Source organism: Saccharothrix lopnurensis (assembly GCF_042658445.1).
GTDB lineage: Bacteria > Actinomycetota > Actinomycetes > Mycobacteriales > Pseudonocardiaceae > Actinosynnema > Actinosynnema lopnurensis.
On sequence record NZ_JBHSQO010000010.1, the window covers coordinates 38,250 to 62,850 of the forward strand.

At 72.8% G+C, this 24,601-nt stretch carries 21 protein-coding genes and 1 tRNA gene; 8 read left to right on the forward strand and 14 right to left on the reverse strand.

Annotated features, from left to right (window positions below; all coding sequences use genetic code 11):
* Positions 1 to 9: 9 nt before the first annotated feature.
* The 3 genes from ACFP3R_RS12195 to ACFP3R_RS12205 all read right to left on the reverse strand — a co-directional run bounded on the left by ACFP3R_RS12195 (position 10) and on the right by ACFP3R_RS12205 (position 3,354).
* Positions 10 to 981, reverse strand: coding sequence for a DUF1702 family protein (locus ACFP3R_RS12195; protein ID WP_380635626.1), 972 nt, complete (start codon positions 979 to 981; stop codon positions 10 to 12).
* A 430-nt stretch (positions 982 to 1,411) separates the two neighbouring features.
* A complete protein-coding gene (gene add, locus ACFP3R_RS12200; RefSeq protein ID WP_380635628.1) occupies positions 1,412 to 2,485 on the reverse strand; it encodes an adenosine deaminase in 1,074 nt (357 codons plus the stop codon).
* A gap of 143 nt (positions 2,486 to 2,628) precedes the next feature.
* On the reverse strand, positions 2,629 to 3,354 hold the full coding sequence (locus ACFP3R_RS12205) for a DUF6239 family natural product biosynthesis protein (protein ID WP_380635630.1): 726 nt from the start codon (positions 3,352 to 3,354) through the stop codon (positions 2,629 to 2,631).
* A gap of 621 nt (positions 3,355 to 3,975) precedes the next feature.
* Here ACFP3R_RS12205 and ACFP3R_RS12210 point away from each other — a divergent pair.
* From ACFP3R_RS12210 to ACFP3R_RS12220, 3 genes are all read left to right on the forward strand, one after another.
* Positions 3,976 to 4,058: transfer RNA gene (locus ACFP3R_RS12210), tRNA-Leu, on the forward strand.
* Between the two features lie 191 nt (positions 4,059 to 4,249).
* Positions 4,250 to 4,420 carry a hypothetical protein gene (locus ACFP3R_RS12215; protein ID WP_380635632.1) on the forward strand — a complete coding sequence of 57 codons (171 nt, stop codon included), beginning with the start codon at positions 4,250 to 4,252 and terminating at the stop codon, positions 4,418 to 4,420.
* Positions 4,421 to 4,473: 53 nt separating this feature from the next.
* Positions 4,474 to 4,821 carry a hypothetical protein gene (locus tag ACFP3R_RS12220; protein ID WP_380635633.1) on the forward strand — a complete coding sequence of 116 codons (348 nt, stop codon included), beginning with the start codon at positions 4,474 to 4,476 and terminating at the stop codon, positions 4,819 to 4,821.
* Positions 4,822 to 5,224: 403 nt separating this feature from the next.
* On the opposite strand, the gene ACFP3R_RS12225 is transcribed toward ACFP3R_RS12220, so the two are convergent.
* A complete protein-coding gene (locus tag ACFP3R_RS12225; RefSeq protein ID WP_380635634.1) occupies positions 5,225 to 5,659 on the reverse strand; it encodes a hypothetical protein in 435 nt (144 codons plus the stop codon).
* A gap of 245 nt (positions 5,660 to 5,904) precedes the next feature.
* Between ACFP3R_RS12225 and ACFP3R_RS12230 the strand changes: the two genes are divergently transcribed.
* The 4 genes from ACFP3R_RS12230 to ACFP3R_RS12245 all read left to right on the forward strand — a co-directional run bounded on the left by ACFP3R_RS12230 (position 5,905) and on the right by ACFP3R_RS12245 (position 10,163).
* Positions 5,905 to 6,354: a CHAT domain-containing protein gene (locus ACFP3R_RS12230; protein WP_380635635.1), complete on the forward strand. Its 450-nt coding sequence runs from the start codon at positions 5,905 to 5,907 to the stop codon at positions 6,352 to 6,354.
* Between the two features lie 634 nt (positions 6,355 to 6,988).
* The gene (locus tag ACFP3R_RS12235) at positions 6,989 to 8,149 is read left to right on the forward strand and encodes a hypothetical protein (protein ID WP_380635637.1); all 1,161 of its coding nucleotides are present in this window, start codon (positions 6,989 to 6,991) and stop codon (positions 8,147 to 8,149) included.
* A gap of 309 nt (positions 8,150 to 8,458) precedes the next feature.
* Positions 8,459 to 9,613 carry a glutathione-independent formaldehyde dehydrogenase gene (locus ACFP3R_RS12240; RefSeq protein ID WP_380635639.1) on the forward strand — a complete coding sequence of 385 codons (1,155 nt, stop codon included), beginning with the start codon at positions 8,459 to 8,461 and terminating at the stop codon, positions 9,611 to 9,613.
* A gap of 1 nt (position 9,614) precedes the next feature.
* Positions 9,615 to 10,163 (forward strand): type 1 glutamine amidotransferase domain-containing protein, encoded by a 549-nt coding sequence (locus tag ACFP3R_RS12245; RefSeq protein ID WP_380635640.1) that lies wholly within the window; start codon positions 9,615 to 9,617, stop codon positions 10,161 to 10,163.
* A gap of 414 nt (positions 10,164 to 10,577) precedes the next feature.
* On the opposite strand, the gene ACFP3R_RS12250 is transcribed toward ACFP3R_RS12245, so the two are convergent.
* The 4 genes from ACFP3R_RS12250 to ACFP3R_RS12265 all read right to left on the reverse strand — a co-directional run bounded on the left by ACFP3R_RS12250 (position 10,578) and on the right by ACFP3R_RS12265 (position 14,300).
* A complete protein-coding gene (locus ACFP3R_RS12250; RefSeq protein ID WP_380635641.1) occupies positions 10,578 to 11,501 on the reverse strand; it encodes an NADP-dependent oxidoreductase in 924 nt (307 codons plus the stop codon).
* Between the two features lie 106 nt (positions 11,502 to 11,607).
* The gene (locus ACFP3R_RS12255) at positions 11,608 to 12,003 is read right to left on the reverse strand and encodes a MerR family transcriptional regulator (RefSeq protein ID WP_380635643.1); all 396 of its coding nucleotides are present in this window, start codon (positions 12,001 to 12,003) and stop codon (positions 11,608 to 11,610) included.
* Between the two features lie 277 nt (positions 12,004 to 12,280).
* Positions 12,281 to 12,925 carry a hypothetical protein gene (locus tag ACFP3R_RS12260; RefSeq protein ID WP_380635644.1) on the reverse strand — a complete coding sequence of 215 codons (645 nt, stop codon included), beginning with the start codon at positions 12,923 to 12,925 and terminating at the stop codon, positions 12,281 to 12,283.
* 19 nt (positions 12,926 to 12,944) lie between these two features.
* Positions 12,945 to 14,300 (reverse strand): S1 family peptidase, encoded by a 1,356-nt coding sequence (locus ACFP3R_RS12265; protein ID WP_380635646.1) that lies wholly within the window; start codon positions 14,298 to 14,300, stop codon positions 12,945 to 12,947.
* 176 nt (positions 14,301 to 14,476) lie between these two features.
* Here ACFP3R_RS12265 and ACFP3R_RS12270 point away from each other — a divergent pair, with 176 nt between their 5' ends.
* Positions 14,477 to 17,326 (forward strand): AfsR/SARP family transcriptional regulator, encoded by a 2,850-nt coding sequence (locus ACFP3R_RS12270; RefSeq protein ID WP_380635648.1) that lies wholly within the window; start codon positions 14,477 to 14,479, stop codon positions 17,324 to 17,326.
* 12 nt (positions 17,327 to 17,338) lie between these two features.
* Here the strand turns inward: ACFP3R_RS12270 and ACFP3R_RS12275 are convergent, their stop codons facing one another.
* From ACFP3R_RS12275 to ACFP3R_RS12300, 6 genes are all read right to left on the reverse strand, one after another.
* Entirely contained in the window at positions 17,339 to 19,279 is a 1,941-nt protein-coding gene (locus ACFP3R_RS12275; protein ID WP_380635650.1) for a glycoside hydrolase family 44 protein, read from the reverse strand.
* Positions 19,280 to 19,529: 250 nt separating this feature from the next.
* Positions 19,530 to 20,675, reverse strand: coding sequence for a glycosyltransferase (locus tag ACFP3R_RS12280; protein WP_380635652.1), 1,146 nt, complete (start codon positions 20,673 to 20,675; stop codon positions 19,530 to 19,532).
* Positions 20,676 to 20,805: 130 nt separating this feature from the next.
* Positions 20,806 to 21,744 (reverse strand): alpha/beta hydrolase, encoded by a 939-nt coding sequence (locus ACFP3R_RS12285; protein ID WP_380635654.1) that lies wholly within the window; start codon positions 21,742 to 21,744, stop codon positions 20,806 to 20,808.
* A complete protein-coding gene (locus tag ACFP3R_RS12290; protein WP_380635655.1) occupies positions 21,741 to 22,709 on the reverse strand; it encodes an alpha-ketoacid dehydrogenase subunit beta in 969 nt (322 codons plus the stop codon). The genes ACFP3R_RS12285 and ACFP3R_RS12290 overlap by 4 nt, the downstream gene beginning before the upstream one ends.
* Positions 22,709 to 23,710 carry a thiamine pyrophosphate-dependent dehydrogenase E1 component subunit alpha gene (locus ACFP3R_RS12295; protein ID WP_380635657.1) on the reverse strand — a complete coding sequence of 334 codons (1,002 nt, stop codon included), beginning with the start codon at positions 23,708 to 23,710 and terminating at the stop codon, positions 22,709 to 22,711. Before ACFP3R_RS12295 ends, ACFP3R_RS12290 begins: the two co-directional genes overlap by 1 nt.
* Entirely contained in the window at positions 23,698 to 24,597 is a 900-nt protein-coding gene (locus ACFP3R_RS12300) for a phytanoyl-CoA dioxygenase family protein (protein ID WP_380635659.1), read from the reverse strand. Before ACFP3R_RS12300 ends, ACFP3R_RS12295 begins: the two co-directional genes overlap by 13 nt.
* Positions 24,598 to 24,601 lie beyond the last annotated feature (4 nt).

Below are 24,601 nucleotides of genomic sequence, written 5' to 3' on the forward strand. Positions count from 1 at the left end.
CGGTCGTGATCAGCGATGTGCGGCGATGTGCGCGCGGAGCCTGGACTTCCACTGGAGGTAGGAGTGGATGTCGTTGGAGTCGAGCAGGCCCTGCGCGGCCCTGTCGCTCCACTCGGCGGTCTCGGCCGCGTCGACGCCGAGGAAGCGCTTCGCCGAGCGCTCGGTGTGCGGCGGCACGATGCCGGAGCGCTGCCGGGCCGCGGCGCCGAACACCACGCCCTGGGCGAAGTGGACGAAGTACGGCCCCGTCGCCTCCTCCAGCGCGTCGAAGGTCGCGTCGTCGGCGGCGCCGGCGTAGGTGACGGCCAGGCCGACGCCCGCCCACAGGTGGGGGCGGGCCGGGGTGGCGGCCCGGGCGATCACGTCGGTCACCCCGGCGGCGTCGGCGGACTCGGCGAACCACAGGGCTCGTCCGCAGCCCGCCAGCCGGGCCTCCCACTGCGGTCCGGGCGTGCGCCGGGAGCGCTGGAGCAGGGCCCGCAGGCCGCCGAAGTAGACCTCGCCGAACCCGGCGCCGTCGATGGCCAGCCACCGCAGCAGCGGCGTGGACGGCAGCCGCGGCACGACGGTCACCTTCATCGGCGAGGCCAGCCAGCCCGCGCCGACGTGGATCAGGTGCGTGTAGCTGTCGCCCGGCCCCGTCAGCAGCCGCCGCAGCGCGCCCGCGCGGCCGGCCGTGGCGAGGTCGAGCAGGCCGGCGAACATGCCGGCGCCCTCGTAGGCGAACCCGCGCTCGCTGTCGGGCACCTCGGCGTGCAACCTCTCGTGCGGCGCCCTCCAGTGCGCCGTCGCGAGGTTGAAGCCGGTGAGGAAGAATCTCGCGTGCTCTTCGAGCACGGACCGCGCCTCCGGCCGGTCGGCGCGGAACCCGCGGACCACGAAATCAGCCGTGGCAAGCGGGATCGTGAGCGGCGAACGAAATCTTGACAGAAAAACCGGAGCTGAACTCCCGTTGAATTTCCTCACCTCTACCACACCCATCCCAGGAAAGCTCGTACCGCCCGGGCGACCGACCTCGTCGAGCCGCCAGCAGGACTCGACAACCCTGTCTACCAGCGGTTCAGCGGCGCATCAAGACAAAGTGACAAATTCACACGGATGCCGTGCATGGTTGTGGAACGCACGTACCGGCCATCTTGACCGATCTACCGGAAGGATCTTCCGAACGTTGCCCAGGCAGCAGCGATGACCCCCGCGCGACCCCTGCTCTACCATTTTGGGGACGCTGCGCGAGCATTCGGCGGAACATCCAAAAAATGCCCTCGCCAATAGCAGGCGTGGCAGGTCGACCAGACAGGCGTCGCCTGCCGGTTAATTTTTTGTTATGACGTTGTTCCGCGGCCGGCGCGGCGATCCGATCGCACCGGGCAGGGGCAGCCGCCGCGGTGGCGGCGCCGCGAACCAGCGAGTGCTACGAGTCGTCGGGCGTGGCCGTGGCCACGTCGGCGGCGTAGCGGTCGTGCGCGGCGACGAGCGCGTCGCGCACGGCGGGCTCCACCAGCGCCGACCGTAAGGACTCGCGTGCGGCGGCCACCAGGTCGCGCACGCTGAAGCCGAGGTCGGTCGCGGCCAGCTGGTACTCGCCCAGCACCGTGGAGCCGAACAGCAGCGGGTCGTCGGTGCCGAGCACGACGGGCACCCCGCGGGCCAGGAGCCGGCGGACCGGGTGCTCCGCGAGGTCCGCCACCACCCCCGTGCGCAGGTTGCTCGTCGGGCACAGCTCCAGCACGACACCGCGGTCGAGCAGGTCGTCCACCACCGACGGGTCGTCGGCGGCGCGGAACCCGTGACCCAGTCGCGGCGGGTCGAACGCCAGCGCGTCGCGAACCCCGTCCGCGCCGACCGCCTCACCGGCGTGGGGCACGAACGGCACGCCCCGCGCCGTCGCCCAGCGCACCGCCTCCGCGAACAGCGAGGCGGGCCGACCGGGCTCGTAACCACCGATACCGAGGGCGACCACACCGCGCCCCCGCCCCAGCACGCACCACTCGGCCGTGCGCAGGCAGTCCTCGACGGAGAGGTCCCGCACGTGGTCGAGCACGAACCTCACCACGACACCGCTGTCGCGCAGCGCCCTCTCCGCTCCCGCCCACAGCCCGTCGACCACCTCGTCGAACGGGATGCCCCGGTCGCGGTGGTGCGTGATCGCCGAACACGTCGCCTCGACGTACACCACGCCCTGCGTGGCCAGGTCGGCGGCGAGTTCGGTGACCGCCCGAGCGAAGTCCTCGGGCCCCCGGAACACATCGGTGCAGGTCGAGTAGAGGTCGGCGAAGTGGCGGAAGTCCCGGAACCGGAAGCGCTCGGCGAGCCACTGCTCGTCCAGGCCGGTGAACCGGCCGCCGTTGCGGCGGTCGAGGTCGAGCAGCGTGCCGGGACGCAGGGAACCCTCCAGGTGGACGTGCAACTCCGCCTTCGGCATGCCGGCGATGAACGAGGCCAGCTCGTGGGACCAGACCGGAGGGCAGGTTCGGATGACCACCACCCCCCAGGATCTACTTTCGTGCCGGCCCAGTGACGTCGATTCGGCTGCTATCTGTTGTAGCAGCGAGCAGCACACCTCTGTCAAGGCCGCAGGCGCACAACCTGCGGTGGTACGTCCCCAGACCGCCACTCGCTAGTGCTTTGTCAATGGTACTCGTTAACCGACTCGGAGCCAATCCCGTTGACAAGTAACTGTCCGTCATCAAGACCCCCTCCCTCCACACAGGACCACCCAACCCCCCGCGCGGAGGTGGTGGTGTGCTCCCCGGCGGCGACGAACCCGGGCACGGCCGCGACCACCGCGACCGCCACCGCGAACGCGACGACCCCGACCACCCGGGACACCCCACGCCAGACCGGCGTGCTCAGGGTGAGCCAGGCCAGGGCCGCGACCCAGGCCAGGGCACTGGCCCTCAGCTCACCCCCGCTCCACTCGCCCGCCACCAGCTCGCCCACCGCCGCCACATCCGTGCCGACGACCAGCGCACCGACCCCGACCACGGCGGGCATCCACCCGCGCGATCGACCGCCTGACCAGGCAAGCACAGGGAGGACGGCCAGCGCACCGGTCATTAGCACCACAGGCACCACCACCTCGTTCGGGTCAAGCCGCTCCACCCGAACGGGCACCAGGGCCAACTCCCCCACCACCGCCACCGCCGCGGCCCCCACCACCACGGCCCGAGCACGCCCCCCGAGACCTTCGGTGAACGGGCGCAGCAGCGAGGCCCCGGCCACCACCACGAGCGCAACCACGATCAGTAGCCGCAACCACACCCCACCCAACGAAGAAGCCCCGACCGGCTCAACATCGTGGTGCTGTGCGGAAGCAACGCCACCCAGTGCCACCACCGAGGCGGGCACGACCACCGACAAGATCCCCCACCGAAGGCTCCCGCGCACCGCACTCCCCTTCCGGCCAGGTTTGCTTTACTTTAGATTAGTAAGCAGACAGCCCTGGGGAGGCGGCCAGGTGGACCAGGCGCACCCAGCGACATCCCATCACCACATGGATGACACTCCACCGGGTGACCCAACAGGACGCGCCGCACCCCAACCGGCCAACACCACCCACCGGCCGAAGCACAACCCAGCTCGCCGTCCCGCACGCACCCACCGTGCTCGCCCGGTGACCCCAGCGCAAGAGCGCGGGTACCGCGGTCGGGTCGCGACCGATACTCGATCCCTATAGCGAGGCGCGCATGAGAGCGCCGGGCGTGCAACCGGGGCCGCGCCTTCGGCCACGAATCTCCCGTGCGGACGCCCCAGCCCCACCGCGACGCCCCGCCCGCCGGATCGCAACGCGGCCCCACCCGGACCACCCGGCGGACCGACAGCCCCTCACAGCACAGCGTCAACACCCTGCCACGATGCGTCACGACAACGCCGCTACCAGCACCTTCAACCGCCAAGCGCGGCGTCCGGCACCCCGATTTTGGCGACCAGGAACGATCATGTAATCTATGCACACACCACGGCGAGAGCCGAGGGGTCCGGGTGGCGGAATGGCAGACGCGCTAGCTTGAGGTGCTAGTCCCCGAAAGGGGGTGGGGGTTCAAGTCCCCCCTCGGACACGTAAAGGTGGGCTCTAGCCCACCACATGATGATGGCACACGGAGCCCCCGATCGCAGTCTGCGGCCGGGGGCTTGAGGTGCGTCAACCAGCGGTTCCGATGCCGGCGAATTCGGCGACGACCGTTTCCTCGGCCCACGGAAATTGGACCCGCGGCGAACGCCGGCCCCTGATCCGGGTGGTCTTCCGCTGGTGCGCACCCGACACCTGCGGCGCTACGCCGTGGCGGTGTTCGACGACAAGGGTCGGATCTCCGACCGGACGCTGTTCGCGGTGCTCGGGTGGGACGCGGGCACCCGACGCACATCCGCCGGGCGAGCGTCCGCCCGTTGTCGTCTCGTCCTCCTCCGCCGCTTCGTCTGAGTCGTCCCCGGTCGTGCCGTCGGTGTCGGGCCGGGCCCGGCCTGTGCGCGGCGGTGTCTGTGCGGCGGGAGTCGGGCAACGGCGGCAACGGCGGCGCCTTGCACGCCTACCACGCGTTGGGCGCGGTGTTCCGGTACGCGGTCAACCATGAGCTGATCGGTGTGCGGCGGAACGTGATGGACCGGGTGTCCAAGCCGGACAAGGCCGACTCCACGCGGCACGGGCTGAGCCCGCAACTGGTCGCGGAGATCCTCACCGCGGCGCGCAGCACGGGCAACGACCGGGCGCTGGACGCGCTGATCCTGCGGTTCCACATGGAGTACCTGGCCCATCACGCTCACGAGCGGGGGCGTGGGACGAGGACAGCCGGGTGTTGCGGTTTCGCAACGGCGATTCGTTGACCAAGAAGCGGGACGAGAAGCTGTGGGGCTGGGTGGGCAGGTACGTGGGGAGCGTGCGGGTGCTGGGCATCAGCGCGCACTGGCTGCGGCACACCACGCTGACCTGGGTGGGGCGCAAACTTCGACTACGCGGTGTCGCAGGTCTATGCCGGGTACGCGGCGCCGAAGTCCGACCAGCACGGCGTCACCCGCGGCTACGTCAAGGCCGGCATCGGGGAGGTCGCCACGGCCGTGCAGGCGCTCACCCGTGAACGCCACCCGTTGGCCCTGGCACCGTCGGCGGTGACCGCCGAGGACGACCCGTCGCCCTTGTCGGGCCTTGCCGAGCAGTTATCGACGCGTTGCGTGGTGGGTCGACGGGTAGCCGGTGGGAAGCCGCAGGCTGCTGCACGTGCCGTGGGGGTCAGGTCGCGAACTCGCCGTTGTGGATCGCCTCCTGCACGCCGTTCCTGGTCAGCCGCGCCTCCGCGTTGGCGATCGAGTCGGGTTGGAAGCACCCGAGGCCGCCGGGAAAGGTGCAGGTGCCGAACACCGTCACGTACGCCGACCAGTGCGCGGGCTGGTCCGCGCACGACACACTGGTGCCCCCGATCCCCCAGACGCGGGAATTCACGAAGGTCTGGGAGACCCTCACGAAGACGGTGGCGGTACCGGTGGTGGTGGAGCAGGTGGCGGTGCCGTCGACCCACACCGCGTTCGCCGCGTCGGGGAAGGTTTCGACCGAGAGGCCGGTGATGGTGATGCCGGCCGACGCGACCGCCGGTGCGGCCGGCACCAACGACCACGCCACCGCCGCCAACACCGTCACGAATAACGCGGCGCGGGACTTGGCGCTCATGACGGCACCTCCGGTAGTGGGTCGGGCCACGGTAACGAGCCCGACCCACCCACCACAGGCGTCGGAAGGGTGACGGCGCCACTCCGCGCCGACCTCCTCCCGTCACGCAGCCCGGCGATCGTCGCCGGCACGTTCACCGCCTCCGTCACCGGCGACAACGGCTCGACCGCAAAGCCGCCGCGTATTTTGCCAAGGAGACGGGTCGTTGATCCGCGGCCACCGGTTCATCACGGGTCGGCCGGGTCATGCGCGAGCGCGGGGTCGTCGGGCACACGATGGCCGAGCACATGCGCTACGAGGACCTGCGGGCGGCCGTGGCAGGTGGTGTCGCGGTGCTGGTGAACGCGGACCGGCGCTGCGGCGACAGCCCTGCGCGCCGCCCGGCCGGACCTGCCGCTGTTGCCGACCACCGCGCCACCACCGAAGCGGTGCTGACCCGCCTGCGGCGGAGCACCTGGTGCCACTTCGCCTGCCACGCCGTGCAGGACGCGCGGAGCCCGTCGCGCAGCGCCTTGGCCCTGCACGACCCCCTCACCACCGCCCGCATCAGCCGCCTGCGGATGGAGTCGGCGGAACTGGCGTACCTGTCGGCCTGCTCGACCGCGTACAGCGGGCCGCAACTGCCCCACGAGTCGATCCACCTCTCCTCGGCGTTCCACCTGGCGGGGTTCAAGCACGTGATCGCCGGGTTGTAGCCGCTGGGGGGACTCGGCAGCCGCGCGACGAGCAACCCGCCCGCCCGGACCTGTGGGCGTCGTTGGTTCACAGCGGGCCCCGAGGTCGGATCCGGGCGCGGTCCGGACGAGGGTGTCGCAGCGGTCGGGGAGCCACCGGCCCACGCTCACGGGGGCACGCGGTGGCCGGTCGTTGGGTTGGCGGGATCGTCGAGGGGTAGCCGGTCCGCACCGGTCGCGTCCCGGATCGCGGTGCACCGGGGCGTCCGACGGTGTGCGACCGGGTGCGGAGGAGCACCCACGACCCAACCGGCAAGCCTGGTTGGAGGGCGAGGGCGGCAGGAGGAGGGGCGGGGCGCCGGCGGCCTGGTTGGCCGGATCCCTCCTGGGCGTGGTGCGGCCGGCGGCGCGGGGCGTGCGCGGAGGAGGATCCGTGGAGCTGACAGCAACGACGACCACCCGCGTCCGGCGAGCGCGGTGGCCGGACGCGGGTGGTCGTTCGGCAGCGCCGGTCCGCCGCATCGGTGCTCCCGGCGCTCGTCGTGGTCGAAGATCCGGCCCCACCTCCCCGCTCGAACGCCGACGGGAGCACCGCCGGCCCGAGCGCCGTGAGGTCGTCCGGGTCCAGCCGAAACGAGGCAGCGAGGTGAACCACATGAGCGAACCACGACAGGTGGTCGTCGGAGTGCTGGCCGATGAAGGGCTGCCCGAGCGGGTGATCGCGACGATCGCCGACGAGCTGCCCGACACCTTCACCGCCCGGGTGAGCGGGCGGGCGCGGTGGCGGGTGGAGCACGAGGTGGACCAGCTGCCGCTGGACGAGGACGGTGACATCCCGATGCGCGCCCTGTCTGAGCAGCGCCGGCGGGATCGGGGCTGGGACCTGCTGGTCCTGGTCACCGACCTGCCCCGGCGCGCGGGGACGGAACCCGTCGTCGCCGGGGTCGACGTCGAACACGGGGTCGCGATGATCTCACTGCCCGCGCTCGGTGCCGTCCTGGTGGGGCACCGGACACGGGCACTGCTGGTCCACGTGGTACGGCAACTGGTGTCGCGGCAGCTCGGGATCGACGGGGACCACGACGGCCAGGGGGCGGCGGCGCGGTTGCGCGACGTGCCGGCTCACGCGCGGCGGACATCCGGTGGACCCGGGTCGTCCGCGACGCACCTCACCCTGACGGGCCTGCGTGGCCGGCTGCGGCTGCTGGCGGGGATGGTGCGGGACAACCGCCCGTGGCGGCTCGTCCCGCACCTCGCGGGCGCCACCGCGGCCGCGGCCGGTACCGCCGCCTACGGCGTCATCACCAGTTCGTTCTGGAAGCTCGGGGACGCGCTGCACCCGCTGCGGCTGGCGGCGATCACGGTGGTCACCATCCTGGTCATGACGGTGTGGTTGACGGCGCACAACCACCTCTGGGACCGTCCTCGCGAGACGGTCGACCGGCGCAAAGCCGTGCTGTACAACATTTCCACGGCCACCACGCTGGCCATCGGGGTGGCGTGCATGTACGTGATCCTGTTCGTGCTCGCGCTGCTCGCGGCGGTCGTCCTGATCGACAGCGGCTACTTCGCCCAGACCCTGGGCCACCCGGTCGGTGCGGGTTCGTACTTGAAGCTGGTGTGGCTGTGCACTTCGGTCGGCATCGTCGCCGGTGCGCTCGGGTCGAGCCTGGAAGACGAGGAGGCCGTCCGCAACGCGACCTACGGCCGCCGCGAGCGGGAACGCCAGGAACGAAACCGGCGTCGGCGGGAACACCGCAGGTCCGCGGACGGTGACCGCGCCACGCGGGACCCGTCCGGGGACGAGTACCGGTAGTTCGTCGACGGCGGGGGGCGGGTCACCGCCTTGGCGCGTCCCGAACGACCCGTGGGAGCCGGGTCCGCGAAGTGCCCTGTTCGTGCACCGGTGTCCGGTGGGAGTTCCACCCACATTGGTGGCCACCGCCACGCCCGACGATTCCACCGGGGCCGGAGAATCACTCTTTCGGTTCTTCTACAGCGTGACGGTGGGTACCCGTTGGGGCACCATCCGCAGTGGACTGCTGGTTCAGGTGGTTTTCCGAGGGTATTCGGCTCGCGAGGGGCCGCCCGGACGGAGGCGGCCACCTGCGACGAGGAGGTAGCCGTGAAGGCAGTGGTGTACGAGGGGCCGCGGCAGGTCAGCGTCAAGGACGTGCCGGACGCGCGGGTCGAGCGGCCGACCGACGTGCTGGTGCGGATCACGTCGGCGAACATCTGCGGTTCGGACCTGCACATGTACGAGGGTCGGACCGACTTCGAGACCGGACGCTGGTTCGGGCACGAGAACCTGGGTCAGGTGGTCGAGGTCGGCGACGGCGTCGACAAGGTCCGGGTGGGCGACTGGGTCGTCCTGCCGTTCAACATCTCCTGCGGGCACTGCAAGAACTGCGAGCGCCAGCTGACGAACTACTGCCTGACCGCCCAGCCCGAGCCGGAGGTGGCCGGCGCCGCGTACGGCTTCGCCGACATGGGCCCGTGGGCCGGCGGACAGGCCGAGCTGTTGCGCGTGCCCTGGGGCGACTTCAACTGCCTGCGGTTGGGCGAGGACGCCGAGGAGCGCCAGACCGACTACGTGATGCTCTCCGACATCTTCCCGACCGGCTACCACGCCACCGAGATGGCCGGCGTGCAGCCCGGCGACCAGACGGTCGTCTACGGCGCGGGCCCGGTCGGGCTGATGGCCGCCCTCTCGGCGACCATCCGGGGGGCGAGCAAGGTGATGGTCGTCGACCGGCACGCCGACCGGCTGCGACTGGCCGAATCGATCGGCGCGATCGCCATCGACGACTCGCGGGTCGACCCGGTGCAGGCCGTCCTGGAGGAGACGATGGGGCTGGGCGCGGACAACGGCTGCGAGTGCGTCGGCTACCAGGCGCACGAGCCCGACGGCCGGGAGCAGGCCAACCTGACGATGAACCGGCTGGTCGCCTCGGTGCGCTTCACCGGGAAGATCGGCAGCGTCGGCGTCTTCGTGCCCCAGGACCCCGGGGCCGGCGACGAGCTGGCCAAGCAGGGCAAACTCGCCTTCGACTACGGCACGTCCTGGTTCAAGGGCCAGCACATCGGCAGCGGTCAGGCCCCGGTGAAGAAGTACAACCGGCGGCTGCGCGACCTGATCGCCGCGGGCAAGGCCGAACCGTCCTTCATCGTCAGCCACGAACTGCCCCTCGACCGTGCGCCGGAGGCGTACGAGCACTTCGACAAGCGCGACGACGGGTGGACGAAGGTCGTCCTGCACCCCGCGATGGCGGGTGCCTGACGTGGCCGGGGAGCTGAACGGACGCCGGATCGCCATCCTCGCCGCCGACGGGGTGGAGCGGGTCGAGCTGGAGCAGCCGCGGCAAGCGCTGGACGACGCCGGGGCCCGCACCGTCGTGGTCTCCATCGCCGGCGGCGAGATCCAGGCGCGCGACCACGACCTGGAGGACGCCGGCACCTTCACGGTGGACCGCCTGGTCGGCGAGGTGTCGGTCGACGACTACGAGGCGCTGCTCCTGCCGGGCGGGACGGTGAACCCGGACAAGTTGCGGATGGAGCCCGCCGCCGTGCGGTTCGTCCGGGACTTCGTCCGATCGGGCAAGCCGGTCGCCTCGATCTGCCACGGCCCGTGGAACTTCGTCGAGGCCGACGTCGCGCGGGGACGCCGGCTGACCTCGTGGCCGAGCGTGCGCACCGACCTGCGCAACGCCGGGGCCGAGGTGGTCGACGAGCCGGTCGTCACCGACGGCAACATCACCACGAGCCGGTCGCCCGACGACCTGCCGGCCTTCTGCGAGCGCATCGTGCGGGAGTTCGCCAAAGCCCGGTAGGCGCTCGCGGTGACAGCACCGACGGCGGGCTGCTCGTCGAACGGGCCGCTCCTGCTCCTGGCGATGTCCGCGGGTGCCGTGAGGCCCCGGCGTCGGAGAGGTCGGGTAGACGGCCATCGCGGCGGTCGCCCTGCCCGGCCGCCGGGCAGGGTGGCCGCCGCCGCGCCGCCGGTGAGGTCGTCGGGGCGGCTGGACAAGACGACCGCGAACAGGGACGAACGGCTCGCACAACGCGAGACACGTCCCCGCGCCCGGGACGAGGAGCGGTGAGCCGGCTGACGGCACCACACGTGTCGGCGCACGCCTGGACGTGCTCAGCCCCGTACAGGTGAACGTGCCCAGTTGGCGATGCCCTGACCACGAGCCCTCGTCCGTCTTTTGTGGATGTTGACGGCGTCGGGCGGCCGGGCCCCCTCATGCCACCTCGATGACGACCTTGCCCGAGGTGTGACCGTTCTCGACGGTGGCGAGGGCGGCCGGGGCGTCGGAGAGCGGGTGGACCGCGGTGATCGTCGGTGTGAGAACCCCGTCGAGGGCCAGCCGGGCGGACCGCTCCAGGTTCTCGCGGTCGAGGCGACGCTCGACGACACGCCCACCGAGATCGGGCACGGACACGTCACCCACGGCGATGACGTTGCGGGGCTCCCTGGCCAGGGGGGCGACCGTCCGCAGCGAGGTGCCTCCGACCAGGTCGACGATCCCGTCGAAGCCGTCCGGGACCAGCTCGCGTGCCGCGGCGGCGACGTCTCCGGTGGTGTAGTCGACGAACCGCGCCCCGACGGCCTCGGCGGACTCGCGCTTGGCGGTGCTCCCGGTGCCGATCACCCGCAACCCGCGCCCGACGGCCAGCCGGGCGACGGCGAGGCCGACCCCTCCCCCGACCCCGTTGACCAGGATCGCGGCACCGGCCGGGAGGCCGAGTTGGTCGAGCGCGTCCACCGCGGTCGTCCCGGCCACCGGCAGCGTTGCCGCCACGATCGCGGACAGGCCCACCGGGGTGCGAGCGGTGTTCCGCGCGGACAGCACCGTCGTCTCGGCGTAGGTGCCGCCACCGGTGAGCGCGAAGCCGAAGACCGCGTCACCCACCTCGATCCCGTCGACGCCCTCGCCCAGGGCGAGAACGGTTCCCGCCGCCTCCATGCCCAGCACGAGGGGAAACGGACGCCCGCCGTCGAGCCCCGGGACCAGACCCGAGCGCAGGAGGTGGTCGAGGGGATTCACACCGGCGACGTCGACCCGGATCAGCACCTCGCCGCGACCGGGGACGGGATCGGGACGGTCGAAGAACTCCTGCACCTCGGGCCCGCCGTACCTGCGGAAACCCCACGCCTGTCCCATCTTCCGCCGCCTCCTGGGTGACCGACCCGGGGGTTCCGGGCCCTGCGGCCATCCTCACCGCTCACACCGGTGTCAGGGGCAACCGGCTGAGGCGCGGGTCACAGCATCAGGCCGACGGCGCCACCGGTTCCGGGACCGCGGACAGCTCCGCCCGGTGCCGGCTGTTGGCCCTGATCAGCACGTCGAGCGCGTCCCGGGTCTCGATCAGGTGCGCGATGTCGGCGTCGATCCGGGCGCGCTCGCGCGTCATCGTCGTGAACGTCTCGTCGGCGACGCCCAGGTCATCGGGGAGGTCCACGCACGGCAGCACGGTCGCGATCACCCGGCTGGACATACCCGCGTCGAACAGCTGCCGGATGAGCGACACGCGCTGGACCGCGGCATCGGGGTAGTGGCGCTGCCCGACGTCGGAGCGTGAGCTGGTCAGCAGGCCCTGCTCCTCGTAGTACCGCAGTGAGCGCGGACTCACGCCCGTGCGCTTGGACAGCTCGCCGATCCGCATCCCCGGAAGTCTACGTGCGCGTGCTCCGGAGCGGACGTGCTGCCGGATGTGGCGGGAGGTGTGCTCCCCGCGCGGGTCAACAGCCGGCACAGTCGCCTGACGCCGTGGGTGGCGCGGTGGGTGGCGCGGTGGGTGGCGCGACAGCCCTGTCCTGTGGTGGTCGCTTCGGTGAGGGTGAACCGACCCCTCCCAGACAGGGCTGTTGCGCTGTCAACCCGGCTCGGACGTCCTGAACGACGCTCTCACCGACACCGGTGTCCGACCAACCGCGGTGCGGTCACGTGGTGATGCTCCCCTCGGGGGTGTAGGTGTGGTCGGCGTACAGCTTGATCCGGATCCACGGGTACCAGTTGGTGCACGGGATGATGGGCAGGCACTGCTTCAGGTGCCGCTGGAACATCGACGTGGTCCACGCGGCCGGCGTGGTGCCCACCACGTTCTGCGTCTGCTCCAGGATCTCGATGGTGCCGTCCGTCCTCACCATGTCGCGGCGCACGAGGAACCGGGTGACGTTGACGTTGTCGCTGCACGCCTCGACGTGGTGTATGTACTGCCAGATGACGTTCCCGAGCATCGACCTCTGCTGGAGGCCGACGTCGATGGAGCCGGCGCAGTTCTCGGCCAGGAGCGTCGCGCCACCCGCGGCGGCCGACGCCCCCTTGTCCCGCGCCAACGCGTAACCGTCGGCTTTGACGGAGATCGTGAGCCCGTCCGGCACCGGTACGTGGCGCGCGAGTTCGGGCCGGGTCTTCACCAGTGCGAGATCGGCGGCGCTGTGCTCGTTGCCGACGATCCGGGTGACCGCCGCCGCGAGCTGGTCCGCCGATGCCGCCGGGGCCTCGGCGGCCAGGGCGGTGCCCGGCGCCGACAGCAGCGCGGCCACCGCGAAGACCAGGGTGGGTAGCGCTTTCCTTCTTGCCAACACGCGATCCTCCTGTGGGTCAGTTGGTGCAGTAGCCCTTGGTGGTCACGTCGTAGACGCGCCAAGAGCCGTCCGGAGCGGTCCACACGTGCGTGGAAGTCGATGAGTCGTAGGGGTTGCAGTTGATGCCGGCGGCGCGGAGCGCGACCCTGTTGGCCGCGATGCCGTTGCCGATCGCGGCCTCGCGGGTGCCGGCCTGGCCCTGGGACGTCACGGACCGGATGACGGTGTGCGGAGCCGCGTTGGCGACGGTCAGCGTCAAGCCGTAGGCGGCCAGGATGGGCGGCAGCGGCTGGAAGTAGGTGGTCCCGCCGTTGGTGCAGTTGCCGGAACCGCCGGAGGTGACGCCCTGGGCCTGCAACCCGGACAGCCAGGACCCGCCGGAGTCGCCACCTTCGGCGCAGGCGTTCGTGCGGGTCAGACCCCGCACCGTCCCCTCGACGTAGTTGACGGTGGCGTCCTTGGCCTGGATGGTGCCGCAGCGCGTGCCGGTGGTGGACCCGGACCGGCACACCGAGGCGCCCACGACCGCCTCCTGCGAACCCTCGACGGGCGTGCCGCCCGAGGCGTTGACCTGCGGGGTGGGGGTCCAGTTGGCGTTGACCGCCACCCAGCCGTGGTCGACGCCGGGGAAGGTGGAACCGGCCACGGTGCCCTGGGCGACCCCGTTGACGCCGGCGGTGGTGGTGCCCACGCCGCCGCAGTGCCCGGCGGTGACGAACCCGCCGGTGACGGAGAACCCGATCGAGCACCGGGTGCTGCCGGGGTAGTAGGCGTCGCCGCCGCGCAGGTCGTGGAGCGGTCGCGGCTGTTCGGTGGACGCCTGGACGCGGACCGCCCCGGGGTCGGCGCCGCTGCGGGCCACGAAGCCGGCGGCGGCGCCCGCGGCCGACGCCGCCGCCAGCACGACCACGGTGTTGGTGGTGACGTCGATGTACCAGCCGGTGACGCCGGCCGGCGCCTCGCCCAGGTCCAGCCGGGCCTTGGCGGTGTCCAGTTGCCGCGCACCGCGCGCCACCAGCCGGGGCTGGGCGCCCAGTGCGCGGACCCGGTCGGCCGCGCCGGCGTCGGTGGTGGCCACGACCAACCGCTGGTCGCGGGCGGTCAGCCAGGCGCCGCCGAAGCCGGCGCCGAGTTCGGCGCGCACCTGCTGCTCGACGCGGGCGGCGGCGTCCTCCCTGGCCAGCCGGGCCCGGACCTCATCGGCGGTGAGGTCCAGGTCGCGTTGCAGAGCCGACATCATGTCGGCCGGGGGGACGCCGACCGCCGGAGCCGCCGACGGCCCCACGAGCGGCTCGGCCGTGGCCGGCACCGGTGTACCGACGAGCACGGCGCACGCCACCACCGCGACGCGTCTTCGCGCGATCCTGTTCACGTAACTCCTCAAGGGGTTGGTGGTGCCGGGGTAGCAGGGGAACAGTCCGTTCCGGTCCCGCCGCGTCCACCACCCTGCTCGGCCGAACGAACGAAAACCTGCGGTAAACCTGCAACCGCCGAACGTCCCTGCTAGACCGGCAACGACGGGGTACCGGTCCGGCGAGGGGGTCCGCGGTGGCGGTGGAGTTCCGCGTGCTGGGTCCGGTGCAGGCCAGGCTCGGCGGGCGAGCGCTCGACCTGGGTCACGCCCGCCAGCGGTGCGTGCTGGCGGTGCTGCTGATCGAGGCCAACCAGTGGGTGTCGGCGGACCAACTGCTCGACCGGGCCTGGGGCGACCGGATCCCGCCCGGCGGCCGGAACACGCTCTACGGCTACCTGTCGCGCCTTCGCCGGGCACTGCGGGCCACCCGCCAGGCCGCCATCGTGCACCGGTCGAGCGGGTACGAACTGGTTGTCGAGGACGACGCGGTGGACGTGCACCGGTTCCGCCGACTGGTCGCCCGAGCGCGCGCCGAGACCGACCACGTCCGCGCGCTGGAACTGGCCGAGCGCGCTTCGGGGCTGTGGCACGGCGAGGCGCTGCTCGGGCTGGACACACCGTGGGCCACCGCGGTGCGCCACGGGCTGGAGCGGGAGCGGTTCGCCGCCGACACCGACCGCCTGGACCTGGCGCTGCGGCTCGGGCGGCACTCCGCGCTGCTGCCCGAACTGACCGACCGCGCCACCGCGCACCCGCTGAACGAGCACGTGGCCGCCCAGCTCGTGCTCGCCCTCTACCGCGCCGGTCGCCAGGCCGAGGCCCTGGAGCGGTACCGGCGACTGCGCGCCGGCCTGGCCGAGGAACTGGGCACCGATCCCGGGTCGGACCTGCGACGACTCCACCAGCAGATCCTGGCCGCGGACCCCGATCTGGCCGTTCCCGGAGCGGACCGGTCACCGGTGGTGCCCCGCCAACTGCCCGCCGCGCCCGCGCCGTTCACCGGCCGCGTCCCCGACCTGGCCGAACTCGACCGCGCCCTGCTCGCGGCACCGGGCGACGGGACCGACGCGTCAGGGGACCCGGCGACCGCGACGGTGGCGATCTCGGCGGTCGGCGGCGTGGGCGGGATCGGCAAGACCTGGCTCGCGCTGGCGTGGGCGCACCGCAACCTGCACCGGTTCCCCGACGGGCAGCTGTTCGTGGACCTGCGCGGGTTCAGCCCCACCGGGAACCCGACCGACCCGGCCGACGCGCTGCGCGACTTCCTCACCGCCCTGGGCGTGACCCCCGACAGGGGCCGATCCGACCCCGGCGCCCTGTACCGCGGCCTGGTGGCCGGGCGACGGGTGCTGGTGCTGTTGGACAACGCCGCCACCGCCGACCAGGTCGTCCCGCTGCTCCCCGCCAGCCCCACCTGCACCGTGCTGGTCACCAGCCGCACCAGCCTGCCGTCGTTGATCGACCGGCACGGTGCGCACCACCTGCCCCTGGGCGTGCTCACCCCGGTCGAATCCCGCGCCCTGCTGGCCGCACGCCTGGGCCGGAACCGCACCGACGCCGAACCCGGCGCCGTCGACGAGCTGGTCGGGCTGTGCGGTCGGCACCCCCTGGCCCTGGCGATCACCGCGCGGCACGCCGCCACCCGTCCCCGGCTCCCCCTGACCGAGCTGGCCGCGGAGCTGCGCGAAGTCGGCCTGGAGATGCTCGACCACGAGACCGACCCCACCGCCAGTCTGCCCGCCGTGCTGTCCTGGTCCCTGCACCGCCTCACCGCGCGGCAGCGCGCGGTGTTCATGCTGCTCGGGATCGCGCCCGGCCCGGACATCGACCTGCCCGCCGCCGCCTCCCTCACCGGCCTGACCCCGGCCGAGGCGCGCAAGGCCCTGCACGTCCTGGAGGACCACTCGCTGCTCGACCGGCACCCGCACGGCCGTTACGCGATGCACGACCTGGTCCGCGCCTACGCCGCCACCACCGCCCGCGACGAACTGCCCGAACCGGTGCGCCGGGCCGCGCTGGCGCGGGTGGTCGACTTCTACCTGCACACCGCCCACACCGCCGACCGCCTCCTGGACCCCACCCGCGACCCGGTCCGGCTCGACCCGCCCGCACCGGGGGTCCGCGCCCAGCCGCTCCCCGACCTGCCCGCCGCGCTGGCGTGGCTGGACGACCGGCACTCCCACCTGGTCGCCGCCCAGCGGACCGCCGCCGGCGAGCACCGCCACCAGGCCGCGCTGCACGTGGCCTGGACCCTGACCACCTTCCACTGGCGGCGCGGGCACTTCCACGACGCGCTGGCCGTGTGGCGGGTCGCGCTGGACGCCGCCGCCCACCTGCCCGGCCGGACCGAGCACATCCTCGCCCTGCGGCTGCTCGGCCGCGCCCACTTCGAACTGGGGCAGCACGAGGAAGCCGTCGAGCACCTGCACCGGGCACTGGCCACGGCCGAGCGCCACCACGACACCCTCCAGGCGGCCTACACCGAGCACGCGCTCTTCAGGGCCTGGGAGCTGTGGGGGGACTACCGGCAGGCCCTGGACCACGCCCAGCGCGCCCTGCGCCTCCTCCGCGGCCTCGACCGGCCGGTGCTGGAGGGCGACGCGCTCAACCAGGCGGGCTGGGCCGCCGCGGCGCTGGGCGACCACGACACCGCCCGCGACCACTGCCGGGCCGCCCTCGACCTCCAGCGACGTCACCACGACCCGGAAGGTCAGGCGAACGCCCTGGACAGCCTGGGGTACATCGACCACCGCACCGGCCACCACACCGGGTCCGTCCACCACTACCGCGAGGCCGTCGCCCTCTACCGCACCCTCGGCGACACGGCCGCGGCCGCCGACACCCTCGACCGCCTCGGCCACCCGCACGCCGCCCTAGGCCACCACGACCAGGCCCGCGAGGCGTGGCGGGAAGCGCTGGCGCTGTACCGGGACCAGGGCCGCGACACCGACACCGAGCGGGTGCTCCGGCAACTCGCCGACCTCGACCCGACGCCGGTCGGGCAGGCGGACACGACCGAGGACGGGAGAACGGACCCGCCCTGAACCCGCGCTCGCTCAGGTGGGGCCGCAGACCAGTGCCGGTGAGGCCGCTCCCCCGGTGGCGTGGAACCCGAAGGTGGTGGTGCCGCCCGCCCTGATCGAGCCGTTCCACCTGGCGTTCGCGGCCGTCACGGCGGTGCCGTCCTGCGTCAGGGTGGTGTTCCACGAGGTGGTGACCCGCCGGCCCGCGGGCCACGTCCAGCCGACCCGCCAGCCGGTGATGGCCGTGCGGCGGTTGTTGGTGACGGTGACCGTCGCGACGTGCCCGGTGCCCCAGTCGCCGTCGACGCGCAGGGTCGCCGAGCACCCGGCAGGGGCCAGGACCAGCAGCGTGATGGAGTTCGCGGGGTACGTCGCCTCGACGCGGTCCCCGGTCACCGGGAGGTCGGTGCCGCGCACGATGGCGCCCAGGTCCGCCGAGCTGTAGGTGAACCGCCGGGCCGCGCCGGCGCTGTCGAACCCGGCCACCGACAGCGGCGAGGTCAGGTCCTCGGCGGTCTTGTTGACGACCACCACGGTCAGCGCCTCGTCGGAGGAGCGCTCCGCCGCGTAGACCGCCAGCCGGTCCTGGTCCCCGGAGGTTGCCGACACGCTGACGTCGCCGAACCGGCTGCCCGCGCCGTCGTAGTCGCGGTACACGCGGAACGCGTACGCGCCCGGGTCGGTCGGCTTGGGCTCACCCCACATCGTGGCCAGGTCGAGGCCCTCGCGCCCGAAGATGCCCAGGACGTCGGCCTGCGCCAGCGCGCCGTTGATGTTGTCCAGCGCGCCCCAGTTGTACTCGGTGATGGCGGTCTTGGTGCCGGGGTAGTACCGGTCGACCCAGGACTTCATCGTGCGGATGAACTGCAACGGCGGTGCGTTGACCCCGCCGGGGCCGATCCACGACTCCTCGACGTAGGTCGGGTCCCACAGCGACCGGGTGGACCGCAGCCGCCAGGCGTTGGCCGCGGGATCGGTACCACCGGTGATCTGCGGGTAGAAGTGCTGGTCGAAGTAGTCGAGGTGGCGCGTGCCGCCGTGCGCGTCGCTGTAGTCCTTCATGTTCTTCAGGTACCACTGGGAGAGGTTGAGACCCCCGTGCGCGGCCGAGTCGGGACCCGGCCCGCAACCGTCCACACCGGACGCCACCCACTCGCAGTACCCCCAGCCCGACGGGCCGAGGGTCTTGGCGCCGGGGTCCGCGGCCTTGATCGCCGCGGCGGTCGCGGTGCCCTTGTCGCCCAGTTCGTCCATCGAGACCGGTTCCGGGTGCACGTCGCGGTGCGTGTGCGCCCACAGCACCGGCTCGTTGTCGAGCTCGTAGATCGGGACGCCGCCCTGTTCCGCCGTGCCGAACTCCGCCACCAGGTGCGACACCATCTCCCCCACGAACTCCGGGCCCGCCGGGATCGAGGTGTCGGTGGGCACACCGGCGAGTTCCTGCCCGTTCAGCAGGCCGTTGCCGCACTGGGGGTCCCACTCGTCGAACCCGTCCTGCCGCGGGAACCGGGTCGCGGGGAACCCGCAGGCGAACGGGTGCTGCGACGGGGAGTCCTTGGCCACCCAGCCGACCAGGGGCACGGTGACGACGGGCTTGATGCCGCGGTCCAGGTTGCTCCCGACCATCGTCTCCAGGGATTTCGCCTCGTCGGCGACGATGTTCTCGAAGTACCAGTCACTGCCGGTGTTGTAGGTGCGGTTCTTGAAGTTGTAGCGGCTGGAGGCGTTGCCGCCCCAGCGCGCCACCGATTGGCCGATCTCGGCGTTGAACGCCGGATCGCCGCCGTTGAGGCCGTAGATGTCGGGGCTGATCGCGTGCCGGCCGGCGGACACGTCCACCGACAGCCCGGGGCCGGCGGTCGCCGCCGCGGCGCTCGTCGCCGCCAGGGCCGTGACCGTGGTCGCGACCAGGACCGCCGACAGCCCGATGGCCGTGGACGATCGTGGTCCTCGCCGTTGTCGACTGCTTGGCACAGACGCCTCCACCCGTTCGGTCGGACCGCGGCGGTGGTCCGGTGGTTGTCGGGACCGCTGTCCGACCCCGCGGGGCCGTGCCGTTCTTGGGAGCGCTCCCAGAACACTGTGACGTGCCGTGGCGCCGGAGGCAAGGGCGGCGGGACGGGCACGGCGTGTCGAAGCGTTTGGATCGCGGGTGCGCCGCCATCCCCGACCTCGGCGAACGGTCGTACCGGGCCGGGGAAGTCCGGCGGGGCCCGGTGGCCGTTCAGGCGTAGTCGGGCAGCGTGCGGGCCACGTCGCGCGGCGACGGCATCGCGGCCACCTCGGCGGCCATCGCGCGGGCCGCGGCGCGCACGGCCTCGTCGGCGAGCAGGCGCCGCGCCCTGGTCGCGATCGCCTCGGCGGTCGCGTCCTCGGCCAGCAGGTGGTCGCCCAGCCCGGCCTCGGTCACCACCTCGGCGTTGTTGAACTGGTCGACCGCCTGCGGCAGGACGAGCTGCGGCACGCCCGCGCCGAACGTGCCCATCGTGGTGCCCGCGCCGCCGTGGTGGACCACGAGGTCCACGTGGGGCAGCAGGTCGGCCTGGGGCACCCACGGCAGCACCACGACGTTGTCCGGCACCTCCCCCAGCGCCGCCGGGTCGACCTTCCGCCCGCCCGACACGAGCACCCTCGCGCCCACCACCGCCAGGCCGTCGACGGCGGTGCGCAGCAGCGCCGCCTCGCTGAACGCCGTCCCCAACGTCAGGTACACCAGGGGCTCCCGGTGCTCCGCGACCCACGACGGCAGCTCCCCCGGTGCGGCGAACACCACCGGCCGCAACGGTATGCGGTGCGCCGACGAGGCCAGGAACGCCGGGTTCTGCACCGAGGGCGGGCAGATGTCGAGGTACGGGTGGCCCAGGGCCATGGAGTCGGTCCGGGGCACCTCGACGCCCAGCTCCGCGCCGAGGGCGGTGAGGTGGTCGCGCGCGGGCTCGGCGAAGTCGGGCTCCTGCCACATCCGACCGTACGAGTGGCACAGCGCGGGCACGCCCGCGACCTTCGCGGCCAGGCCCGCGCCCGGGTTGCCGAACTCGTGCACCACCAGGTCCGGCTTGCGCTCGGCGAGGACCGGCGCGAGCCCGGTGGCAAAGCTGCGCGGCAGCACCGAGGCGAACGTGAACGCGACCCGCTCGACGTCGACGTCCCCCGGCGTCCCGGGCGCGGCGCCCGCCATCGCGGTCTCGAACGCCTTGCGGGGCGACATGCCGCCCTCGACGTGCTCGATGCCGTGTGCGGCCAGGACGTCCTTGAACCCCTTGCCGGTGAAGTAGTCCACGTCGTGGCCGAGCTCCCGCGCGGCGACGGCGAGCGGCAGCAGGGGGAAGGTGTGCCCGTACAAACCGAGGCTGGAGAAGAGGATGCGCACGGGCTCGAAGCCTAGTGCTCCACCCGCGCTTCGTGGCCACGTGCGTTTCCGCCGGCGGTGGCTGCTCCCGGCACGGCACCGGTCACCGACTCGGCGACCCGGTCCCCGGTGTCGTCGCGCGGCCCGGACCTCACCGACCGAGGTGGGCGCGCAGGAACGCCGCGACCTCGGCCCGCGCCTCACGAGCCGCGTCCACCACGCCCGACATGGCGAAGAAGCCGTGCGCCACCCCGGGATACCGCGTCGCGACCACGGGCACACCGGCCTCGCGCAGCCGTTCGGCGTACTGCTCGCCCTCGTCGCGCAGCGGATCGTGCTCGGCGGTGATGACGAGTGCCGGCGGTAGGCCGGTCAGGTCCTCGGCGAGCAGGGGTGAGGCCCGCGGGTCGCGGCCGTCGTCCGGGCTCGCCAGGTAGTGCCCCCAGTACCAGGCGACCGATCGGCGGTTGAACGCGGCCGGGTCGTCGTTCTCGCGCATGGACGCGGTGTCGCCGCGGTGGTCGGTGTTGGGGTAGACCAGCACCTGGGCGGCCAGCGCGGGCCCGCCGCTATCGAGGGTCACCACGGCCGCGAGGTTGCCGCCGGCGCTGTCGCCCGCCACGGCGAGGCGGTCGGGGTCGACGCCGAGTTCGGCCGCGTTCGCGGCGATCCAGGCGACGGCCGCGCGGCAGTCGTCCACGGCGGCCGGGAACCTGTGCTCGGGCGCCAGCCGGTAGCCGACGGTGATCACCTGGCACGGCACCGCGTTGGCCAGGGCGCGGCAGATCTCGTCGGAGGTCTCGATGCCGCCCAGCGCCCAACCGCCGCCGAAGAAGTAGACCACCGTGGGCAGGGGCCCCGCCTCGTCCACCGGGCGGTAGACCCGGATCGGCAGATCACCGCCCGGTCCGGGGAGGTGCCGATCGGTGACGTGGCGCACCGGCTCGCCCGCACCCGCCGCCGCCCGGATCGCGGCGAGGTCGGCGGCCCGCGCCTCCTCGACCGAGAGGGTGTAGAGCGGCGGGGGCGCCGCGTCCTCGCGCACCGCCCCGGGCCTCGGGTCCAGCGGCATGGGGGCCTCCGTCGTCACTGTCCGAGCACCTTCCGGATCGCGGCGGTCAACTGGGCGCGGTCGGGTTGCACGGCGAGGTCGAGCCCGGGGGCGAACGGCACCACGGCGCCGTCCGGCCTGGTCACCCTGACGGGCGGCGCGGTCAGGTCGCACCGCTCGGCCGCGGTGGCGATGACCTCGGCCGCGAGGCCGCACGCGCGGTTGGAGTCGTCGGCCACGACCAGCCGACCGGTCTTGGCCAGCGAGGCGGCCAGGCCGTCCCAGTCGAAGGGGTACACCGTGCGCGGGTCGAACACCTCGACCGAGACGTCGGCGGCCAGCTCCTCGGCGACCGCCACCGCGTCGTGCACGAGGTGCCCGACCGCCACGACCGTGACGTCCCCGCCCTCGCGGTGGACCCGGCCGACGCCGAGCGGCACCGGGGCCAGCCCGTCGTGGTCGAGGTCCACCCGGACGTCGAGCGCCGCCGCCGGCGCGAACACCACCACCGGGTCGTCGTCCCGGATCGCCGTGGTCAGCAGGCCGTAGGCGTCCTCGGGCGTGGCCGGCACCACCGTCTTCACCCCGGCGTGGACGAACAGGGCGTACGGGTGGTCGGAGTGCTGCCCGGCCCAGCCCGTCTTCGACCCGGAGCCGGGCACCAGGTACGTCACGGGCACGCGGGCCTGACCCCCGGTCATCAGGGAGAACTTGTGCGCCTGGTTGACGATCTGCTCGAACGCCAGGTACAGCAGCGCCGGGATCTGGAACTCGATCACCGGCCGCCGCCCGCCCAGCGCCGCCCCGGTGGCGAAGCTCGTGAACGCCTGCTCCGACAGCGGCGTGTCCAGCACCCGGTCCGGCCCGAACCGCTTGAGCAGGCCCGCGGTCACGTTGGAGACCGCGACCCGGACGTCCTCGCCCAGCACGAACACCGCCGGATCGCGGGCCAGTTCGTCGCCCAGCGCGCGGTTCAGCGCCTTCCGGTAGGACAGCCACGGCATCACCCACCACCGCCCGGACGCGCCCGCATCCCGGTGGCGTACAGGTGGTCGAGCGCGCCGGCGGGGTCGGGGTGCGGGCTGTCGAGCGCGAACGCGACCGCCGCGTCCACGACGGACTCGACCTCCGCGTCCACCCGTTCCCGCTCACCGCCGGCCAGCCGCGCGCCCTGGATCTCCACCGGGTCCCTCTCCCGTCCGCTCCGGACCTCGTCGTCCTCGCGGTAGCGGACCCGGGCCTTGTGCTCCCACGTGTGGTGCGCGTCGAACCGGTAGGTCAGGCACTCGACCAGCGACGGCCCGCCGCCCGCGCGGGCGCGGTCCACCGCCTCGCCGGCCGCGGCGAGCACCGTCCGCGGGTCCATCCCGTCCACCGCCACCGACGGGATGCCGAACGCCGCGCCACGCCCGGTGATCGTACCGGCGACGGCGTCGCCGACGGTCAGGGTCGTGGCGTAGCCGTTGTTCTCGCAGACGAACAGCACCGGCAGCCGCCACAGGGCGGCCAGGTTCATGGCCTCCAGCAGCACGCCCTGGTTGACCGCGCCGTCGCCGAAGAAGCTCACCGCGACCCGGTCGTCCCCGTCCTGCCGGGCGGCCCAGGCCGCGCCCGCGGTGATCGCGCCGTTGGCGCCGACGATCGCGTTCGCGCCGAGGATGCCCAGCGTGAAGTCCGCGGCGTGCATCGACCCGCCGCGCCCCTTGTTCAGCCCGGTGGCGCGACCGGCCAGCTCGGCGAGCACCCGGGCGGGGTCGGCGCCCTTGGCGAGCACGTGCCCGTGCCCGCGGTGGGTGCTGGTGATCATGTCGTCCACGCGCAGTGCCGCGCACACCCCGGCGGCGATGGCCTCCTGGCCCGTGTACGGGTGGATACCGCCGACGACGTCACCGGAGTGGACGAGTTCGACCGCCCGCTCCTCGAAGCGGCGGATCAGCCGCACCGTGCGGTACAGGCCGATGTCGGAGTCCGGCGCGTGTGCCCCCACGGCGGTCAGGACCGCCACACGGTCGGGCAGAACTCCGGGTCGGCGTAGTCCGGCCTGCCGTCCGGGGTGCGCCGCACGAGGGAGTCGTGGTTGTAGAAGGCGAGGTCGCCGTCTGACAGGGGGAACTCGCGGTAGGCGTTGTCGCCGTCCTGGAGGTGCAGGGAGATGGCCCGGCGCGGCCGGTTCGAGCGGTTGGGCCCGCTGCCGTGGTAGGTCCGGCAGTGGTGGAAGCTCAGGTGCCCCTTGGGTATGATCATCGGGATCTTGGCGACCGTGGTGCCGTTGTGCTCGGCGTTGGCCGTGAGCAGGTCCTCCAGGTGGTCGGGGTCGCGCTCGGCGAAGTGCCTCGTGGCGCTGTCGTCCGAGCCGACCTCCTCCCAGAGGTGGCTGCCGTCGACCATCGTGATGGTGCCCAGCTCCTCGTCGCAGTCGTGGAACGGGATGAACGCGGTGAGCATCCGGTCCGACGAGGACGACGACCAGTAGTGCTTGTCGAAGTGCCAGGGCACGACGTTCGACGGCTCCTCGGCGATCGGCGGCTTGTAGATCAGGGTCGACTGGAACACCCGGATCTCCTCCGCACCGGCCAGGCGCGCGGCCACCGCGCCGACCAGCGGCTTGAGCAGCGCCTTGGCGATCGGGTCGCTCTCGTGGTGCGCGTAGTCGTTGTGGCGCTGGACGTCGCCGTGCTCGGGCTCCCAGTAGGCCAACCGGGGCGGCCGCGTCGGCAGCCTGCGGCTCCGCTCGCCCGCGTAGTACCGGTCGACCGCCGCGGCCAGCTCGTCGACCTCGTCGTCGGAGAACAGCTTCTTCGACAGGTACCAGCCGTGCTCGGCGTAGAACCGGACCTCGTCGTCGGTCGGGAGCAGGGCGCGCTCCCGCTCGGTCAGCGTGAACCCGTTCACGGTG

Coding starts and splice junctions, on each gene's coding strand:
- ACFP3R_RS12290 (WP_380635655.1), bottom strand. CDS start 22,709: ATGCCGTGGCTGTCCTACCGGAAGGCGCTGAACCGCGCGCTGGGCGAC.
- ACFP3R_RS12255 (WP_380635643.1), bottom strand. CDS start 12,003: ATGCGGATCGGCGAGCTGTCCAAGCGCACGGGCGTGAGTCCGCGCTCA.
- ACFP3R_RS12225 (WP_380635634.1), bottom strand. CDS start 5,659: ATGAGCGCCAAGTCCCGCGCCGCGTTATTCGTGACGGTGTTGGCGGCG.
- ACFP3R_RS12230 (WP_380635635.1), top strand. CDS start 5,905: ATGCGCGAGCGCGGGGTCGTCGGGCACACGATGGCCGAGCACATGCGC.
- ACFP3R_RS12250 (WP_380635641.1), bottom strand. CDS start 11,501: ATGGGACAGGCGTGGGGTTTCCGCAGGTACGGCGGGCCCGAGGTGCAG.
- ACFP3R_RS12235 (WP_380635637.1), top strand. CDS start 6,989: ATGAGCGAACCACGACAGGTGGTCGTCGGAGTGCTGGCCGATGAAGGG.
- ACFP3R_RS12195 (WP_380635626.1), bottom strand. CDS start 981: ATGGGTGTGGTAGAGGTGAGGAAATTCAACGGGAGTTCAGCTCCGGTT.